The organism is Comamonas sp. 17RB, from assembly GCF_030056555.1.
Classification (GTDB): Bacteria; Pseudomonadota; Gammaproteobacteria; order Burkholderiales; family Burkholderiaceae_C; genus Comamonas; species Comamonas terrigena.
In genome coordinates this window covers 32744-51539 of the sequence record NZ_JASHHY010000012.1, presented here as the reverse complement: position 1 = coordinate 51539, position 18796 = coordinate 32744, and the positions used below count along the sequence as shown (strand labels likewise).

Below are 18796 nucleotides of genomic sequence, written 5' to 3'. Positions count from 1 at the left end.
CGCGTGGCGCGAAGCTTGAAGACCGACCCCAGTCATTTGCGTGCCGATCTCCGAGCGCATGCCCACGCAGGAGCTGGTCAATGCAGGGGCAAACCACCACCTCAGGGAAGGGCGCCCCAGAGCCCTGCAAGGCTGCGCACGCAAGCCCCGCAGGGCCTTTTGCATGTGCGGGATGCAGCCCTCCGGTATGTGGTGCAAAACATACGTACCCCACGCCTATCCAGTGTGAGCCTCATTAAATTCAGGAGCAAGCACTTATTAGCCATACAGGGCGCAGTGGCCAAAACGATCTCCCCGCTATTCCTTCAAATTTTTCAGGCCACCGGGCGGGCACATGGCATTTACATGCGGGCTACAGACAATGGCGCACCGTATAAGGGTTATTACTAATCTTGCCATGATCCTCGACAATATTTCCATCGGTAAACGCCTGACTCTGGCATTCACCGCCCTGATCGTGCTGACCATCGCCATCCTGGGTGTCGGCATCTTGCGCCTGCAGGCCGTGGCCAGTGACACCGACGCCATGATGGCCAAACCCCTGGCCAAGGAGCGGCTGGTGTCGGACTGGTACCGCACCATTCACACCAGCGTGCGCCGCACCACCGCAGTCGCCAAGAGCGCCGACCCGGCGCTGGCCACCTTTTTCGCCGCCGAGAACGCCGAAGCGTCGCGCATGTCCAGCACCCAGCAAAAGCAGCTCGAAAGCCTGCTGGAATCCCCCGAAGAGAAAGCCCTGTTCGCCACGCTGTCCGAAGCCCGTCAGCAGTACATCCAGGCACGCGACAGCGTCAGCCAGGCCAAGGCCTCGGGCGATGCAGAGGCGGCCGAGCGCATCTTCAACGGCGACTTTGTGCCTGCTGGCAAGCGTTACCTGGACGGCCTTCAGGCCTTGCTGGACCAGCAGCGCGCCGGCATCAACGCCACCGCGGCCCAGGTGCGCAGCAACTACGAAAACGGGCGCATGCAAATGCTGGTCCTGGGTATCGTGGCCATCCTGGCCGCAGCGGCCCTGGCCGTGGTCATCACCCGCAGCATCACGCGCCCCTTGTACCGCGCCGTGACCGTGGCCGAAGCGGTGGCTGGCGGCAACCTGACGCAGCGCGCGGACAGCGTATCCCAGGATGAAATGGGGCAACTGCTGCGCGCCCTGGACGGCATGGGCGAGCAGTTGCGCACGGCCGTGGGCCAGGTGCGCCACGGCGCCGAAGGGATTGCCATGGCCTCCAGCGAAATTGCCAGCGGCAACCTGGACCTGTCCAGCCGCACGGAAGAACAAGCCAGTGCCCTGCAGCAGACGGCCGCCTCGATGGAACAGATGACCGCCACCGTGCGCCAGAACGCGGACAACGCCCGCACAGCCAACCAGCTGGCCATGTCTGCATCGGAAACGGCCGTCCGCGGTGGCCAGGTGGTGGACCAGGTGGTCGGCACCATGGGCAGCATCCACGAAGCCTCGCGCAAGATCGTCGACATCATTGGCGTCATCGACAGCATCGCGTTTCAGACCAACATCCTGGCGCTGAACGCCGCCGTCGAAGCCGCGCGCGCCGGCGAGCAAGGTCGTGGCTTTGCCGTGGTGGCCAGCGAAGTGCGCACCCTGGCTCAGCGCAGCGCCGATGCTGCCAAGCAGATCAAGGGCCTGATCAGCGCCAGCGTGGAGCGTGTGGACGCCGGCCACCAACTGGTGACCGAGGCGGGCACCGTGATGCGCGACGTGGTCACCGGCGTGCGCCGTGTGACCGACATCGTCGGCGAGATCAGCGCCGCCAGCCAGGAACAGGCACAGGGCCTGGACCAGGTACAGCACGCCATCACCCAGATGGATACCGTGACCCAGCAAAACGCCGCCCTGGTCGAGGAAGCCGCAGCCGCCACGCGCGCGCTGGAAACCCAGTCTGCCCAGCTGGTTCAGGCCATGGCGCACTTCCAGGTGGGCCACAGCAGCGCTACCACCCTGCGCATCGCATCCTGACAGGACGGCGCGCCCGCCTCGCTGAGAGCCAGCTGGCAAAGCGCTGTGGCGGCAGCCGATGTCCCTGTGGGGGCGGCGGGGCGCGGCGCGTTGCCGGGGCGATTGCTTCAGCTCTTTCCCACCCCTGCAAGCAGGATGTCGACTGCCCGCTCGATGTAGATGCTTTGCTGCTCGGGCGAGCCCACATCGAGTCCCAGCAGTGCATGCGCTTGGGATGGGGCCGCAATCATGGACGTGAAGACTCTCACCGTGGTGGAGTCTATGGGCGGCTCCAGTTCGCCAAATTCCATGCGCAGGATTTCTTCAATGAACGCATGGAAGTCATTCAGCGCAGCCTGTAGCACCGGGGCCTTGTTCGGTTCTTGGACAAATTCACTGGCCGCAAGACGCATCCAGCGCTGCATCTGGGGATCCATCCACCTCTCGTGCAAGCCCGTGGTGATGGCAATAAGGCGCTGTCTGCGGCAAGCGGTCGATGCAGGCATGACAAACGAACCCCGCGCGGGACGTGCCGAGCTCAGCAGGACCTCGCGCAACAAGGCTTCTTTGGAGCCAAAGCGATCGTAGATGGTTCTTTTGGTGACGCCTGCAGCGGATGCAATGGCATCCAACGTCGTTCCGTTGAATCCTTGCTCCAGCATCACTTCCGCGGCAACTTCAATGATGAGTTTCCGGATTTGGTTGGCTCTCTGAGCGTTGGGTCTGCCTCTCGGTGAGGGCTCAGATGGCTTGCTCAAGCCCGAGCGAGACGTGGGCATTGATAGTCTGAAGTGTCACGAAGGGACTCAATCCTACCGGTCTGAAAGCATAAGACTATTGATATAGATAACTCCATAAAGACACTTGTTAGTTTCATTAACGTTACTTTTTGCGACAATTGCCTTTCTTTGGGCCCAGCCTGGGTCGCTGAAGTGCGGGACCTGCCGTGAGTGCAGGCGTCATAAAAGAATCTCGGGATAAAAATGCAAGTGTTTTCGCGTTGGACGGTCGGCGCCAAGCTGATGGTGGGGTTTCTTGTGGTGGCGGCCATTGCGGCGCTGATCGGCCTTCAAGGCATAGTGAAGGCCGGCCAGATCAACGATCTGGCATCGGTCATGTACGAGCGGGAAACCGTGGGGCTGCGCCAGGCCGCAGAAGCCAATATCCAGTTGCTTGGCGCCACACGTGCACTTCGCAGTGCGATGCTGGCATCCGCCAACGATGAGCGTGAGTCCCACCTGAAAGAGATGGAGCAGCGTCTGGCGAATACCAAGGCGGAGCTCAAAAAGGTGGAAAGCTCCTTCAGCAAGCCCGAGGGACGGGCCATGCTGCAGGAGACGCAGGCTGCGGTGGATGGCTATGCGCAAGCGGCCGCACAAACGGTTACCTTGCTGCGGGCAGAGGCCGTCAATGAAGTCAGGGAGTCCACGCAACAGCTGTTCACGGTGGTCAGGCCTATTGCGGAAAAGGCCGACAACCTGATGACCCAGCTGGTTGAGCGGCGCATGGCCGCGGCCAGTGAGCTCAATGACCAGACCGATGCCATCTACGCTGACATCCGTGTGGTGCTGATCCTGCTCACCTTGGGCGGCGTGTCCATCGGCGTGATCCTGGGGGTCGCGATTACGCGGGGTCTCACGCGCCAGTTGGGTGGGGAGCCCAGCCAAGTGGCCTTGGTTGCCAATGCCATCTCCCAAGGCGACCTGACCACGGTCATTGATACCTCCCGCGCTGGCGATGGCTCTGTCGTACATGCCATGCACACCATGCAGAAATCTTTGCGCCAGGTGGTCGGTTCGGTGCGCACCAGCAGCGACAGCATTGCGACGGGTGCAGGGCAGATTTCGGTAGGCAACGCGGATCTCTCACAACGTACCGAGGAGCAGGCGAGCAACCTGCAGCAGACAGCCGCGTCCATGGAAGAAATCAGCAGCACCGTGCAGAACAACGCCGACACGGCACGCCAGGCGACGCAGCTGGCGAACAGTGCCAGCCAGGCTGTTCAGAAGGGCGGCCAGGTGATGGACCAGGTGGAAACGACGATGGAGCAGATCAGCACGGCGTCGCGCAAGATTGCCGACATCATCGGCGTGATCGACGGCATTGCTTTCCAGACCAATATCCTGGCGCTGAATGCCGCTGTGGAAGCGGCACGTGCCGGCGAGCAAGGCCGAGGCTTTGCCGTGGTGGCCAGCGAGGTGCGAAGCCTGGCCCAGCGCAGTTCGCAGGCAGCCAAGGAAATCAAGGCATTGATCGACAACAGCGTGACGGCGGTGGATGCCGGCGGCAAGCTCGTGATGGAAGCGGGCTCGTCGATGAAGGACATCGTGGGGCAGGTGCAGCGCGTGAGTGACCTGATCAACGAAATCAGCGCTGCAACCAGCGAGCAAACCACGGGCATTGGCCAGGTCAGCGATGCCGTTTCGCAGCTCGACCATGTGACCCAACAAAATGCGGCCCTGGTGGAAGAGTCGGCCGCAGCGGCTGAAAGCCTCAACCACCAGGCGCAGCAACTGGTGCAGGCAGTGGCCGTGTTCCGGCTGGGGGAAGGCCAGAATGTCCCTTCTTCTGCACTGGTGGTGGCCTAGCCACGAAGTATTGCGCGCTGGCCTGCGATGTCCACCTCACATTCGGCTGCGCAATGCGGCGCCTGCGCAGGCGCTCCGGATCTGATGGCCGATCCGTCACGCGTTCGCGCGTGACGGCTGTGCCTTGTCGCAGCGGCGCGTGGATCGCACCCGCTCAGGAGCTTTGATTGCTGCCGCTCAGTTTCGGGAAGACGCTGCTCCGTATCGCCGGGAGCCGTACGGCTGCAATTCTGGCGATCTGCGTGCTCACGACACTCGCGATCACGCTGACGGTCGCGCAGAAGGTGATGGACCATGAAAAAACGGCAGCACTGGATGTGCATGCTCGAAGCGTTCTCGACCATGCCGGCCATGTCGCGGAACAGAGCGCATCCATTTTGCGCAAAGCACTACAGCTGGATACGGTCCCTTGTAGTAGGGAGGACCTGGAACAGCTGCGGGTTCTGAGCTTCGAGTCGCGTTTCGTTCGCGATGTGATGCGACTGGAGGGCGCCACCGTTGCGTGCAGTGCCGCCTGGGGGCGTATGAAGCAGCCCTTTCCCTTGCCGGTCGCGCACCATGGTATTGCTCCCTATCGTTTCTGGCGGGATGTCAATACCTCGCCGGTTGGCCACGTGCGCGCCGATATCACGGCTCACGGCGCAGTGGCCGTAGTGACTGCGCCAGGTGCATTCGACGATGCGGGTCTTGCAGATCCGCATATCAAAACCTTGGTCACGTCGCGGGACGGCAGATATGTGTTCAGAAGCTTTGGTGGCGCTGAATTTTCAACGTCCGGTCATGCCGCCACCACAGGCAGGTATGTGGTGTCACATTGCCATCCCCAACGGCTCATCTGTGTCGTGGAGTCCAGTCCGCAGATGTGGCTGTGGTCGGTGTCATGGCCGCTGCTTGTGGCTTTGACAGGGTTGGGGACGCTCGCGGGTGCGGGCGTTGGTATCACCGTCAACAGTCTGGTACGCCGTCGCGCTGCCATGGGGACACAGCTCCAGCGTGCGATAGAGCATGGCGCAATCCGTGTGGTGTACCAGCCTATCCGCATGCTGAAAGATAGGCGTCTGGTGGGGGTGGAGGCCTTGGCCCGATGGACCGATGCCACAGGGCAGAACATCCCGCCAGACCAGTTCATTCCGTTGGCTGAAGAGCTAGGCCTTCTCGATGCCTTGACCCGCTCCGTGTTGCGCACCACGTTCAGCGAACTCGGTGAGCGGCTGCGTTCGGACGAACCGTTCTACGTCAGCGTGAACGTGAACTCCGAGGAAATAATCAGCAGGCAATTCAGGAGCTACCTGCATGGTCTGTGTCTGGAGCATCGCATCCCCGCGAGCCGGGTCGCGCTGGAGGTCACCGAGCGGTCCACTGCCAACTATGCGGATTTGACAGCGGCATTCCAGGAGATGCGCGATGCGGGGCATAGGGTGATGATTGATGACTTTGGCACCGGATATTCCAACTTCGCCTATCTGGCAGCGCTTCCGCTGGATGCCATCAAGATGGACCGCGCATTCACCCGTGCCATTGGGACCGAGTCGCTTGCCAGCGCAGTCATTCCTGGGATTGTGTCCATTGCGACGGCGATGCGGGTGACATTGATCGTCGAGGGCATCGAGACCGAAGCCCAAGCGCAGTATCTGAGAACGCTGCATCCTGAAGCGCGAGGACAGGGCTGGCTTCTGGGCCGGCCTGCCACTGCGCGCGAACTTCCTGCCGACTGAAGGCCCTGCAGCATGCTGCGCGGCGGGGACCTATCGTGCGGGCGGCGCTCGATCTCTGTAATTCATGACAACCGGGGGCTTGCACACCGCATGGATGTTGGATCGCTGTTGCTACGAGAAAAAGGCGCTCCGATGGAGCGCCCTTTTGCTGTGGGTTGGGGATACGGTGAATACGCAACGGTACATGGCCGCTTGTTTTTTCAGACCCCAAGCGGCCCCTCAGTCCACCACGATCAACTTTCCACGCATGGGCTGCGCGTGTGTGGGGAAAGAGCAGAAGTAGGTGTAGTCCTCGCCTTGGACCAGGCGCTGCACGGGGAAGGTGACAGAAGCATGCTCACCACCCGACAGCATCTGCGTGGCTGCCAGAATGCGGGCGTCGCCGCGGCTGAGCCAGGCCTTTTCAGGGCCGGATTGCAGCCCTTCACGGATCACGTCTTCGGTGTCCTGGCTCTTGGTGAGGACCCAGTTGTGGCCGGCCACCTGCCAAGGCTTTTTGCCGGTGTGCACCAGGTGCACTGTGAACTGCTCGCAGCGCTTGCTGACGCGCAGCTCGGTCATGTCGAACTTCTTGCCGGGTTGACCCTGGATGGTGGCTTGGCAGGCGTTGTCCATGGGCTGGGACATCGCGGGGCTGCCCAACAGGGCGAGTGCGGCGCAGCAGGCGAGGTGGCGGATGCCGGGAGTCAGGAGTTTCATGGTGTGTCTCGGTAGTGGAATGGAATGCAATGGCGGGTCGGTACGGGATCAAGCGATCAGCCCGTCGACGATGACCTGGGGTGTGCCGCGGGAGCAGGTCTCCACGCGGGCTTGCACGCCATAGACGCGTGCCAGCAGTTCGGGGGTGATGGCCGCATGCGGCGGGCCGTCCGCCAGCAGTGCGCCGTCCTTGAGTACCAGCACACGGTCGGCGTGGCGAAGGGCCAGGCTGAGGTCGTGCAGCACCACCAGCGTGACCATGCGGTGGCGGCGTGTTTCTTCCCCGATCAGCGACATCACATGGAACTGGTGGTTCAGGTCCAGCGCGGACAAGGGCTCGTCCAGCAACAGCACGCGAGGCTGGCGGATCAGCGCCTGCGCCAGCCCCGACAGCTGTGCCTGCCCGCCCGAGAGCTCATCCAGATGGCGCATGGCCAGATGGCCTATGCCCAGGCGCTGCAGCAGAACGGCGCCTTGCTCCACGGCATCGGCCGGCACGGCGTGGTCGGTGGTGTAAGGTAGATGGGGCGATGCCTTGCGCGCAGCCAGCAGCGATTCGATGACGCGCAGGTGGACGGCCTGAGGCAGTGCCTGCGGCAGATACACCATCCGCTTGGCGCGCTCTGCCAGGCTGGCTGTGTCCAGGGCCAGGCCATCCAGGACAATGTCCCCCTGGGCGCGTGCCAGTCCGGCCAGCGCGCGCAGCAAGGTGGACTTGCCGCTGCCGTTGGGGCCCAGCACCACGGTGGCGCTGCCAGGCTGCAGATCGGGAATGCTCAGCGACGGGATGACGGTGCGTTTTCCATACGCCACGTTCAATTGCGTGATGTGCAGGGTCATGCACGCCCCCTGGTTCTCAGGACGATGGCCAGAAAGAACGGAATGCCGACCAGGGACGTGACGATCCCCACGGGGACGATGACATCCGGAACCAGGGATTTGGATGCCACCGATGCCAGCGAGAGCACCAGCGCACCGGTGAGGGCCGAGGCCGGCAGATAGAAGCGGTGATCGTCGCCCACCAGGCGCCGTGCGATATGGGGCGCCACCAGACCGATGAAGCCGATGCTGCCCACAAAGGCCACGGACAGCGCCGCGAGCAGGCTGATGCGCAGCAGCGCACCCAGGCGCAGGCGGCGCACATCCACCCCAAAGCTGGCGGCACGGTCTTCGCCCAGGCGCAGTGCGGTGAGCCGCCAGGCATTGCGCATGGAAAACGGCAGCACCACGGCCAGTGCCACCGCCAGGGCCATCACCTTGGGCCAGGTAGCGCGCGAGAGGCTGCCCATGGTCCAGAACACCAGACCCTGCAGGGCCTCTGCTGTGGCAATGAACTGCAGCAATGCCACCAAGGCGTTGAAGCTGAACACCAGCGCAATGCCAAACAGCACCACGCCGGTGGTGCTCATGCCGCCCCAGCGTGCGACCAGGTCCAGCAGCAGGGCCGATGCCATGGCAAAGCAAAAGGCGTTGGCGGGTACGGCCCAGGCCGCGGGAATACCGGGCAGGCTCCAGTCCAGCACGATGGCCAGCGCGGCCCCGAATGCCGCGGCCGACGACAGGCCCAGCGTGAACGGGCTGGCCAGCGGATTGGCCAGCACGGTCTGCATCTCCGCTCCGGCCAAGCCCAGGGCCAGACCCACGGCCACCGCCATCAGGGCATAGGGCAGGCGGATGTTCCAGACGATCACGTGCAGCGCCGGCGGGGCTGCATCGGGTTCCAGCAGCGTGTGCAGCAGGGTCGGCAACGCCAGTCCCGAAGGGCCGGTGGTGAAGTCGATCAGCAGCGCGCCCAGAATGGCGGTGCCCAGCAGGGCCAGAACCAGCAGGCGCCAGCCTGACAGTCGCTGGTAGTCTTGTGCCAGACGCAAGGGGCCTGGCTGGGCCTGTGGCTGTGGATGGTCTTGCGGGTCTGGCATGCCGGAAGCCAGGTTGCCCGCTGCCGTGGCGGTAGACGACGTCATTGGCCCGCCGCATTCCGGGTGACATCACCCCAGTAGGCCCCCTGCATGGGCAAAGCGACGAGGAAGCGGTGGTTGATTTCGGCAAGCGTGGCGTGTGGATCGACATCCTGGAAGCGTTCCGGGTAGAACCACTTGGCCATGGCTTCTATGGCGAGGATGTTGGTGGGCGCGTCGTAGAAGTTGTGCCACAGACCATGGGCACGACCGGATCGCACAGCGCTCAGCACCTCAAAGCCGGGCGCTGGGTCAGCTCCTTGAGGCTGGAGCCCAGCAGCTGGGGGCTCACCCCTTCGCCGGCCTTGACCATGGGGCGGCTGCCTTGCGGACGGCTGCCCGTGGCGATGTACACATCGGGGTCCTGTGCGATCAGCGCTTCCTGGTGCAGGTCGCCGATGGCGCCGGGAATCTTGCCTGCGGCAATGTTCACGCCACCTGCGGCGTCGATGAATTCGCCGATATTGCCCTTGCCGGCCGTGTGACAGCAGCCATCCCATACGCCCGCCAGCAGCTCGGCAAAGACACGCGGGCGCTGGCTGGTGGGGATGTCCTTCACGCGGGACTGCACACGCTGCAGATGCGTTTCGTAGAAGTCGGCGTAGGCATTGGCTGAGGCCTCGCGATGGACGGCCTTGCCCAGGATGCGGATGCTGTTGGCCGTGTTGCGTACCGGCTGGGCCCGAAAGTCGATGAACACCACGGGCACGCCGGACTTTTCAAGCTCCTTGACCAGCCCGCTCTGGCGCCCGGGCCCATGGCCGCCCAGGCCAAAAATGGCGATATCGGGCTTGGTTGACACCGATTTCTCGAAGCTCACGCTGTCTTCTGAGGTGCGCCCAATCAGGGGAATGCTCGCAATCTGGGGAAAGCGCTGCTTGTAGGCCGCCCAGCCATTCGGGTCGGCAAAGGCGAGCTCGCCTTGCCAGCCCACAATGCGCGTGAGGGGCTCCGGGCCTTCCATCAGCGCAAGGGCATAGAGAAAGCGGCCTTCACCCAGCAGGATGTGATCGACCCGGGCGGGAATGTGCACCGTGCGACCCACGATATCGACGACGGTGGTTGCGTCCTGCTTCGCTGCGCTGGGTGCCTGGCTTTGCGCACCGGCGGAGATGTTGATACCTCCGGCCATCAGCATTGCCAGGCCGGCGACGTGCAGCAGGCGCCGCAAGGGGGAGAAAGGGAAACCGAAAGACATGGGCGAAGGCATTCAGAAGTGGGGGGCGAGCCAAGCGCCGGGGGATGCGCTGGTTCGCGAAGCGGGCATGCGGCCGCTGTGCAAGGGCCGCATGCAGGGTGTGAGTGAAGTCCCGTGGTAGTGGTCAGAACGACATGTCGAGACTGGCCGTGTAGGTACGCCCGGCACCGGGGATGCCATACAGCTGGAAACCGTCCAGGGACGAGCCGATGCGGCTCCAGTAGAAGCGGTTGGTGAGGTTGTTGATGTTGAAGTTGGCCGTCACCTGCCGGTGGACGCGCCAGCGCAGGGCCAGGTTCTGCACCACATAGCTGGGGGCTTTTTCCCGATCCACCACATAGATGGGGTAGGCGCCGCTCGGGCCCGGGGCGGTGCTGGAGTTGTTGTTCAGTCCACCGACCATCACGTTGTCCGCATAGCGGCGCTGCCCGACATACTGCGCGCCATAGCTCACGGTGACGGAGGGCGTGAGCAGGTAGGACGTCCAGACGCTACCCGCCCAGTCGGGCACGTTCTTGGCTTCGGCGCCCTCGTTCAGACCTTTGGTGATGCGACTCTTGAGGTGCGAGAGGCTGGCCATCACCGACCAGCGTGGCGTGATGTCGCCTTGCGCGCTCAGCTCGAAGCCCTGCACGCGCTTGGCTGGCAGAGAGCGAACGGGCGAGCTGTTGTCAGCGTTGTATTCCCAGGAGTCCGTGAGCTCGGTGCGAAAGACGGCGCCGGTCACGGACAGGCGTCCGTCCAGCACATCCCACTTGCTGCCGGCTTCCAAGGTGCGCGCGAGTGCCGGCTGATAGTCGAACTGGGCGGCCGTGCCGTTGATGGTGTTGTTGGTGGTCACGCCCAGCGCCGAGGGTTGCGCTGCACGGCTGTAGGCCGCGTAGACAGAACCTTCCTTGGCGGGCTTGTAGACCAGGCCCAGGCGGCCGCTAAGCGCGCCATCGGTGCGGCTTTTACCGACATTCTTCGCGTTCCAGCGGTCGTAGCGCAGGGCCGTCTGTGCCTGCCAACGTTCGTTGAAAGTGATGGTGTCGTTGACATACACCCCCATGTTCTGCACCGATGCACGCGCGCTGCCGGCACCTACGATGGTGGCCGTGCCCGGGAAGTTCGTGGCCGGGTGGACCGGGTCGAAGGTGAGCGTGCCGCTTGGCAGGTCCATGCTGCGTTCGCGGTCGCCATAGGTTTCGCGGTACAGCTCCACACCGGCCGTGAGCTTGTGCTGCAAGCCGGCAGTCTCGAACTGGGTGCTCAGATCGGTCTGGTTGTTGGCGATGGTGTAGCGCTTGGAACTCGACATGGAGGCCAGACGCAGCGAGATCGGCTGGCCGGTGGTGTCCACCAGGTCGTAGTCGCCGTAGGACGGGATATTGCCGGGGGCCGTCACCAACGGCCCCTTGCCGATATAGCCCAGGCCGTTGCGCGTGCCGGCCGTATTGAATCGGGCGGGAGACAGCACGCTCCAGTTGTCGGAGCGCTCGTAGCGGAACTGGTTCCGGATGGTGGTGCTGGCCGTCAGGTCGCGCTCTATGCGGGCCGTGATGCTGTCGGTTTTGGCCTGCTGTGTGTACAGGTTGGAAGCCCCAAACCAGGCGCTGCGTGCCACGCCAAACATCACGTTGCCATGTGTACCGCGCTGTATGGGCAGGCCGCCGTCCGGAACGTTGTCGTCTGCCTGGTGCAGCACGTTGACGACGAAGCGCGTGTCCGTGCCCAGGCCGTGGGCGAAAGACGCCGCCACGCCATAGCGCTCGAAGCTGACCACATCCCGGCCCGCCACATCATTCTTGTGCTTCATCAGGTTCAGTCGCAACGCACTGGTCTCGCCGATGGAGCGGTTCAGGTCTGCAGTGGCGCGCGCATAGCCATCGCTGCCCACACCGACGCTGGTGTTGTAGAACGTATCGCGCTTGGCTTCCTTGCTCACCAGGTTCACGCTGCCACCCACGGCGGACACTCCCGATTCCACTGAGCCGGTGCCTTTGAAGACTTCGGCTTGTTCCAGATTGAATGTGTCGGTGCGGCTGGCCATGCCGGCATCGCGCACGCCGTCTATGGTGATGCTTTGCTCGGCAGAAAAACCGCGGATGGTGAAGAAGTCGCCCCAGCCCAGATTGCCTTCGCCGGAACTGAAGGTGATGCCGGCGACGTTCTGCAGCACGTCCTGCAGGGTCTGCGCATTCTGTTGGCGCAGCACTTCGGCAGGCACCACGGTGATGCTTTGGGGCGTGTCACGCAAGGGCTGTGTGAACTTGGGCGACTGTACGGATTGCGCCTGGTAGTCGGGCTGTTCGCGATCGGCGCGCACTTCCACGGGCGGCATCATGGCCGCATCGCCATCCGCGGCAAGGGCCTGGCTGCTTGCCAGCAGTGTGGGGCCCAGTACCAGCATCAGACTGGCCAGAGCCGGAGACAATGGGGGTGTTGCGCTGGGTGCGGGTGAGAGGTCACGCGCATCACGCGCTGGCATAGAGGGGGCAGAGCTGCTCATGGCTGCAATAAACTAGAATGAAAATCGTTCTTATTGATGAACAATCCGTCACTCTAGTGAGGCAAGCCACCCTCCGGCAGGCAGGCGAGGGCAGATTTGCAATGCCATGTTTTCCCCAGCCGCTCCAACACAATCCATTACATATCCCGCTCAAGCCACCGTGTTGCCTACGCATACCACCGCCGCCAAGGCGCGCATTCTGGTCGTGGATGACGACCCAGAGATCCGCGAGTTGCTCTGCGACTATCTGCAGGTCAACGGCATGCAACCGTCGGCGGTGGCGAACGGCGAAGGCATGTGGGACTGGCTGGCGCGCCACAGCGCCGATCTCATCGTGCTGGACCTGATGCTGCCGGGTGTGGACGGTCTGAGCCTGTGCCGCAGCCTGCGTGAGCGCACCCACATCCCTGTGGTGATGCTCACGGCGCGCGGTGCACTGATGGACCGCATCCTGGGTCTGGAGATGGGGGCGGATGATTACCTGCCCAAGCCCTTCGACCCCCGCGAACTGCTGGCACGCATCGGTGTGGTGCTGCGCCGCACGCGGCAGGTGCCCGCATCGCTGCACGAGCCCGAACGGCTGGTGACGCTGCGCTTTGCCGGCTGGACGCTGAATATGCACACGCGCGCCTTGCACTCTCCCGAGGGGGTGCTGGTCACGCTGGCCCAGTCGGATTACCGGGTGCTGTGCGCCCTGGTGCAGAACCCCCACCGAACGCTGAGCCGCGACTATCTGGCCGAGTACACCTTCGGCCGGGAGCGCATGGCGCTGGACCGGGCCATTGATGTGTGCATTAGCCGACTGCGCCACCATCTGGAGCCCCATCCGCGCAAGGCACAGCTGCTGCGCACGGTTCGCAATGCAGGCTATGTGCTGACCTGCGATGTCGAGACACTGGGGTGAGTGCATCCACCGCATCGGCATGGTTCATCCGGCTGTGGCCGCAAACGCTGTCCGGCCGCATCGCGGCGATCCTCATCATCGGCATGCTGGCCGCGCAGGCGCTGACCGGCACCATCTGGTGGGAGATGCGGCAGAGTCAGTTGCTGGAAGTACCGCTGAGGCTGGTGGCTGCACGTGCTGCCGATACCGCGGTGCTGTTGTCCGCCACGCCACGGGAACAGCGCAACGATCTGCTGGCGCAATGGCACACCCGGCATTACGCCCTGCAGCTGCTGGATGATGCTCCACCGCCCGGCGGCGAGGAAAAGCCTTCCATGGCAGAGGCGCAGGCGCTGATTGCCCAGGTGCTGCAGGAGCGCCTGGGACGCAGCGTGCCCGTTCAGGTGCAGCAGGTGGGTCTGCGCGGGGAGGAACACGGGGATGGTTCCCACTCGGCCAATGTCCTGACATCGGGCAAGCCCGAGGCGTATGTGCGCATGGCCTTGCCGCTGGCCGACGGGCAATGGCTGGTGGTGGACGCGCAGGAGGGCGAGATCGGTTATCCGGTGCGACCGCTGCATGCCCTGGCCGATTACGTGCTGCGCGTGTACCTGCTGCGCAGTCTGGTCATTGTGGCGTTTGCGCTGGTGGCGGTGCGCCTGGCCATGCGGCCGCTTCAGCGCATGGCCAGGGCTGCGGAAGCGCTGGGCCGGGATCTGCAAAGCCCGCCGCTGGATACCAGCGGACCGCGCGAGGTGCAGCAGGCGGCACAGGCTTTCAATGCCATGCAGCAGCAGATCACGGAAGGGGTGGCGGAACGCACACGCTTTCTGGCGGCGGTATCGCATGATCTCCGTTCCCCTATCACGCGACTGCGGCTGCGTGCCGAGATGCTGGAAACCGAGGCCTTGCGGGACAAGTTTCGCAACGACCTGCAGGAAATGGAGCGCATGGTGTCTTCCACGCTGGACATGCTGACCGGTGTGGATGCCGACGGTCCACGCGAGCCCGTGGACATCAATGCCCTGGTACAAGGCATGGCACAAGACATCCAGGAATCCAGTGGGCAGGTGATTGCCATCCATGGGCGGGCGGGAAAGCCGTATCTCGGCTATGCGCACAGCCTGCGCCGCTGTCTGCAGAATCTGATGGAGAACGCCTTGCGCTATGCCCATGATGTGCAGGTGCACATCAGCGAGGACGATGGCTTTTTGTGCATCAGCGTGCGCGATCGCGGTCCCGGCATTCCGCAGGACCAGATCGCGCGGGTGCTGGAGCCTTTTTACCGCCTGGAGCATTCGCGCAATGCGGACTCGGGCGGCGTGGGGCTCGGCTTGTCCATTGCGCAGACCGTGGCGCATGCGCATGGCGGCCAGTTGCTGCTGCGCAATGTGCTGGAGGGTGGCTTCGAGGTGACGCTGAAGCTGCCGCAACGCTGATGGCTTGGGGCGGCTGCGGCTGCGGCTGCGGCTGCGGTGTCAGCCTGCAGGCAGCCGGCTCTTCTTTTACTGCCGCTGGGAAGTTGCCGAGCGCGTTACGCCGGGAATACCCAGGGTCTCGCTCTGCGTTTCTGGCCCAGCAGTGACTGCATCCTCGATCTGGAGGAAGCCTCGGGGATTTACAGGCCCCCGAATCCTGTGTGCGGCTTCAGGCTTGCACCTCATCCGCGCGGTCTGCCAAGCGCTTGGAAAGCACCGCGCAGACAAACAGCTGAATCTGGTGAAACAGCATCAGCGGCAGCAGCAGCGTGCCCATGGACCCTCCTATGAACAGCACCTGGGCCATGGGGACGCCCGTGGCCAGGCTCTTCTTGGAGCCGCAGAACAGGATGGTGATGCGGTCGGCCAGGTCAAAACCCAGGCGGCGGCCCAGCCACCAGGTCGTGCCCAGCACCAGGGCCAGCAGCACGCAGCAGGCCAGGGCCAGCACCAGAATCTGCTGCAGCGGCAGCTGTGACCACAGCCCTTCGACCACGGCGCTGCTGAAGGCCGTGTAGACCACCAGGTAGATCGAGGTCTGGTCCACATGCTTGAGCACGGCCTTGTGGCGGTCCACCCAGGCGCCGATCCAGCGGCGCGCCAGCTGACCCAGCACAAAAGGCAGCAGCAACTGCAGCATGATCTTGAGCACGGCATCGCCAAACGGCAGGCTGTGCGCGCTCTGGCCCAGCATCAGCAGCACCAGCAGGGGGGTGATGAAGATGCCCATCAGGCTGGAGGTTGCGGCCGAGCAGATGGCCGCCGGGATGTTGCCGCGCGCGATCGAGGTGAATGCGATGGACGACTGCACGGTGGAGGGCAGGGCGCTGAGGTACAGCATGCCGCGGAACAGGTCCGGCCCCAGCAGCGGCAGCAGCACGGGCTTGAGCGCCAGCGTCAGCAGCGGAAAGAGCAGGAAGGTGCAGGCGAACACCAGCGAATGCAGGCGCCAGTGCCCCATGCCCTTGACAATGGCGTTCAGCGACAGCTTGGCGCCGTGCAGAAAGAACAGCAGGGCGATGGCCAGGTTGGTCACCGTGCTCGCGTAGTCGGCATAGACACCGCGCACGGGCAGCACGCTGGCCAGCGCCAGCATGGCCAGCAGGATGAGCATGAAATTGTCGGGAAGAAAACGGGGGCGTCGCATGGCAGAAGCGGAAAGACAAAGCCGCAAGCGGATTGCGGCCAAAAACGGCACAGGGCCGCGATGGACCACACTCTAGTACGCTAAGAAATTTCCTGCTAACGACATCAGGCGCATGAATATCGCTGAAACGACAAAACGCCGGGACCTGGCCTCGCGCCCCGTGCCGGTGCTGGCCCGGCTCCCGCGGACCGTCTATGCCCGCGCCGAGCAGATGCAGCGCAAGGCAGCCACGGCGGCACATGCCCACGACTGGGTGCAGTTCTCCTACGCCAGCCAGGGCGTGCTGCAGGTACAGACGCACCAGGGCCTGTTCATTGCGCCGCCGCAGTGGGCCATCCTGATTCCGCAGCAGCTGGTGCACAGCGTGGTCAATGCGCCGCGCACCGAAATTCGCAGCCTGTACATCGCGACCCATGCCCTGCAAGACCTGGGCGGGGAGTGCCGGGTGCTGGAGGTGTCGCCGCTGCTGCGCGAGATGATCCGCCACTTTGCCACCCTGCCCGTGGAATATGCCGAGGAGGGGGCCGACGGGCGCCTGGTGCAGGTGCTGCTGGACCAGATCCACGCCGCGCCCCAGGCCGCGCTGCGCCTGCCCTGGCCCGAGGACGAACGCCTGCGTGCCTGGTGCCGCCACCTGCTGGACGTGCCCGATGCCCCGCTGCAACTGGCGCAGTGGAGCCAGGAGCTGGGCGTGTCCGAGCGCACGCTGGGCCGCTGGTTCCAGAGAGAGACCCAGATGAGCTTTCGCCAGTGGCGCCAGCGCGCACGCCTGCTGGCGGCTCTGCCGCAGTTGCAGGAGCTGCAGAGCGTGACCGAGGTGGCGCTGGTCTGCGGCTATGACTCGACCTCGGCCTTCATTGCGGCCTTTCGCCAGCTGTTCGGGCATACGCCGGGACAGTTGTTGCGCGGTGCGGAAGCTTGACGTCTACGCCCCTGGCCGTGCGCTGCCGGCCAACGCAGGGCGTGCCGCCACCACGCTGATGTGGAGAAGCCTGCCTGGGCGCCGCAGTCTGCTGGCCTGTCGCTCCGAGGGAGAAAGCAACAGCTCTGGCAGTACGGGGATACCGGCAAGGGGGCTGCAAAAACGGAACAAGTTGTAGAATGAGAAGCAATCGCATTATTCGGGTTGTGTCTGCTTGCGATGATGGAAAGTAATCATGGCATCCGGTATGTCCACTCTGCAATGCGAAGCCCAGGCGCTTTACCGTGACCATCATGGATGGCTCAGGGACTGGTTGCGCGCCAAACTGGGCTGCTCCCACAACGCGGCGGACCTGGCGCACGACACTTTCCTGCGGCTGCTGAGCCGACGTGAGCGGGTGGAGCTGGTCGACCCCCGCGCCTACCTGACGACCATTGCGCACGGGCTGGTGGTGGACTTTCACCGCCGCAGGGCGCTGGAGCGGGCCTATCTGGCTTCGCTGGCCGCTTTGCCTGAACCCCAGACGCCGTCTCCCGAGGAGCGCGCCATCGTGCTGGAAGCCCTGGTCGCGATCGATACCATGCTCGATGGCATGAAACCCGGTGTGCGGCAGGCGTTCATCCTGTCCCAGCTGGAAGGTCTGACCTATGCGCAGATCGCTGCGCAGCTGGGGGTGACGGTGCGCACGGTCAACAACTACATGCTCAAGGCGTTGGAGCATTGCTATCTCATTGTGGCGGACGGTGCGTGAACCCGGCATCTTCCACCGGTGACCGCCCGGCCCACACCGCGGCAGACGCCGAAGCCCGGATTCGCAAGGAGGCCATCGCCTGGTACGCACGCCTGTGCTCCGGGGAGGCCACCGATGCCGACCGCGCGGATTGGCAGCGCTGGCATGAGGCACACCCCGATCACCAGCGTGCATGGCTGCATTTCGATGCGCTGGCGGGCATGTTGCAGCGGGTGCCAGGCCATCTGGCCGCTTCCACTCTGCAGGCCAGTCGAAGCAGCCGGCGCCGCGTACTGCGCAGCTTTGCTGCATTGGTCGGGGTGGGGACCGCGGCCGGACTGTCCTGGCAGATCGGCCGCCAGCATGGCGGCATGCAGGCCTGGCTTGCGGACTATCGCACCGGCACAGGGGAACGGCTGACTGTGACGCTGGACGATGGGTCCGAGCTGACCTTGAACACCCGCACTGCGGTCGATGTGTCCATGGACGGCGCAAGCAGGCGCATTGTGCTGCGCGAGGGAGAGATCCTGGTGCAGACCGCTGCCCGGAATGGCGGTGCCAAAGATGGCCGCCCCTTCACGGTGCATACGCCCCATGGCCGTGTTCTGGCGCTGGGCACCCGCTTCACGGTCCGCTGCGAAGCGGACGACACCATGGTCAGCGTGCTGCAGGATGCCGTGGAAATTCAGGCATCGCAGGGGGACGGCCGCTCGGTGCGTCTGCAGGCGGGCCAGCGGGCCACGTTCAGCCGCGCAGCGCTGCAGAGCCCGCAGCAGGTCGATCCGGCTCTGGTGAGCTGGGTCGGCGGCAGTCTGGTCGTGGAGAGCTGGCGCCTGGAGGATGTGGTGCACGAGCTCAGGCGCTACCGGCCCGGCCGGCTGGTCTGTGACCCCGCGGTGGCCGACCTCCGCGTGTCTGGCGTTTTCCCGCTGGCAGACACTGAAAAGGCGCTGGCCGTCATCACCCGCGCCTTTCCGGTACGCAGGCTCGGCATGTCGCGCTACTGGGTCACCCTGGCTCCAGCGTAGGCCCG

Annotated in this window: 16 protein-coding genes; 8 read left to right on the top strand and 8 right to left on the bottom strand. The window is 64.2% G+C overall.

Annotation, left to right across the window (positions count from 1 at the left end):
- Positions 1–397: 397 nt before the first annotated feature.
- Positions 398–1975, top strand: coding sequence for a methyl-accepting chemotaxis protein (locus QM470_RS19750; protein ID WP_283340452.1), 1578 nt, complete (start codon positions 398–400; stop codon positions 1973–1975).
- A 107-nt stretch (positions 1976–2082) separates the two neighbouring features.
- Here the strand turns inward: QM470_RS19750 and QM470_RS19745 are convergent, their stop codons facing one another.
- Positions 2083–2733 carry a TetR/AcrR family transcriptional regulator gene (locus QM470_RS19745; protein WP_283340451.1) on the bottom strand — a complete coding sequence of 217 codons (651 nt, stop codon included), beginning with the start codon at positions 2731–2733 and terminating at the stop codon, positions 2083–2085.
- Positions 2734–2937: 204 nt separating this feature from the next.
- Between QM470_RS19745 and QM470_RS19740 the strand changes: the two genes are divergently transcribed.
- Entirely contained in the window at positions 2938–4542 is a 1605-nt protein-coding gene (locus QM470_RS19740; protein ID WP_283340450.1) for a methyl-accepting chemotaxis protein, read from the top strand.
- Positions 4543–4709: 167 nt separating this feature from the next.
- Positions 4710–6257 carry an EAL domain-containing protein gene (locus tag QM470_RS19735; RefSeq protein ID WP_283340449.1) on the top strand — a complete coding sequence of 516 codons (1548 nt, stop codon included), beginning with the start codon at positions 4710–4712 and terminating at the stop codon, positions 6255–6257.
- Positions 6258–6476: 219 nt separating this feature from the next.
- Here the strand turns inward: QM470_RS19735 and azu are convergent, their stop codons facing one another.
- The 6 genes from azu to QM470_RS19705 form a co-directional block, all read right to left on the bottom strand.
- Positions 6477–6956 (bottom strand): azurin, encoded by a 480-nt coding sequence (gene azu, locus QM470_RS19730; protein WP_283340448.1) that lies wholly within the window; start codon positions 6954–6956, stop codon positions 6477–6479.
- A 48-nt stretch (positions 6957–7004) separates the two neighbouring features.
- The gene (locus QM470_RS19725; RefSeq protein ID WP_283340447.1) at positions 7005–7796 is read right to left on the bottom strand and encodes an ABC transporter ATP-binding protein; all 792 of its coding nucleotides are present in this window, start codon (positions 7794–7796) and stop codon (positions 7005–7007) included.
- Positions 7793–8920 (bottom strand): FecCD family ABC transporter permease, encoded by a 1128-nt coding sequence (locus tag QM470_RS19720; RefSeq protein ID WP_502846864.1) that lies wholly within the window; start codon positions 8918–8920, stop codon positions 7793–7795. The genes QM470_RS19725 and QM470_RS19720 overlap by 4 nt, the downstream gene beginning before the upstream one ends.
- A complete protein-coding gene (locus QM470_RS19715) occupies positions 8917–9135 on the bottom strand; it encodes a hypothetical protein (RefSeq protein WP_283340446.1) in 219 nt (72 codons plus the stop codon). Before QM470_RS19715 ends, QM470_RS19720 begins: the two co-directional genes overlap by 4 nt.
- A 5-nt stretch (positions 9136–9140) precedes the next feature.
- Entirely contained in the window at positions 9141–10112 is a 972-nt protein-coding gene (locus QM470_RS19710; RefSeq protein ID WP_283340445.1) for an ABC transporter substrate-binding protein, read from the bottom strand.
- 124 nt (positions 10113–10236) lie between these two features.
- The gene (locus QM470_RS19705; protein WP_283340444.1) at positions 10237–12528 is read right to left on the bottom strand and encodes a TonB-dependent receptor; all 2292 of its coding nucleotides are present in this window, start codon (positions 12526–12528) and stop codon (positions 10237–10239) included.
- Positions 12529–12709: 181 nt separating this feature from the next.
- Between QM470_RS19705 and QM470_RS19700 the strand changes: the two genes are divergently transcribed.
- On the top strand, positions 12710–13507 hold the full coding sequence (locus QM470_RS19700; RefSeq protein WP_502846863.1) for a response regulator: 798 nt from the start codon (positions 12710–12712) through the stop codon (positions 13505–13507).
- The gene (locus QM470_RS19695) at positions 13504–14925 is read left to right on the top strand and encodes an ATP-binding protein (RefSeq protein ID WP_283340442.1); all 1422 of its coding nucleotides are present in this window, start codon (positions 13504–13506) and stop codon (positions 14923–14925) included. Before QM470_RS19700 ends, QM470_RS19695 begins: the two co-directional genes overlap by 4 nt.
- A 208-nt stretch (positions 14926–15133) precedes the next feature.
- Here QM470_RS19695 and QM470_RS19690 read toward each other — a convergent pair whose 3' ends face one another.
- On the bottom strand, positions 15134–16111 hold the full coding sequence (locus tag QM470_RS19690) for a bile acid:sodium symporter family protein (RefSeq protein ID WP_280010910.1): 978 nt from the start codon (positions 16109–16111) through the stop codon (positions 15134–15136).
- Positions 16112–16223: 112 nt separating this feature from the next.
- Between QM470_RS19690 and QM470_RS19685 the strand changes: the two genes are divergently transcribed.
- The 3 genes from QM470_RS19685 to QM470_RS19675 all read left to right on the top strand — a co-directional run bounded on the left by QM470_RS19685 (position 16224) and on the right by QM470_RS19675 (position 18791).
- The gene (locus tag QM470_RS19685; RefSeq protein WP_283340441.1) at positions 16224–17033 is read left to right on the top strand and encodes an AraC family transcriptional regulator; all 810 of its coding nucleotides are present in this window, start codon (positions 16224–16226) and stop codon (positions 17031–17033) included.
- Between the two features lie 247 nt (positions 17034–17280).
- The gene (locus tag QM470_RS19680; protein ID WP_280010913.1) at positions 17281–17784 is read left to right on the top strand and encodes a sigma-70 family RNA polymerase sigma factor; all 504 of its coding nucleotides are present in this window, start codon (positions 17281–17283) and stop codon (positions 17782–17784) included.
- Positions 17781–18791, top strand: coding sequence for a FecR domain-containing protein (locus QM470_RS19675; RefSeq protein WP_283340440.1), 1011 nt, complete (start codon positions 17781–17783; stop codon positions 18789–18791). The genes QM470_RS19680 and QM470_RS19675 overlap by 4 nt, the downstream gene beginning before the upstream one ends.
- The last annotated feature ends 5 nt before the right edge of the window (positions 18792–18796 follow it).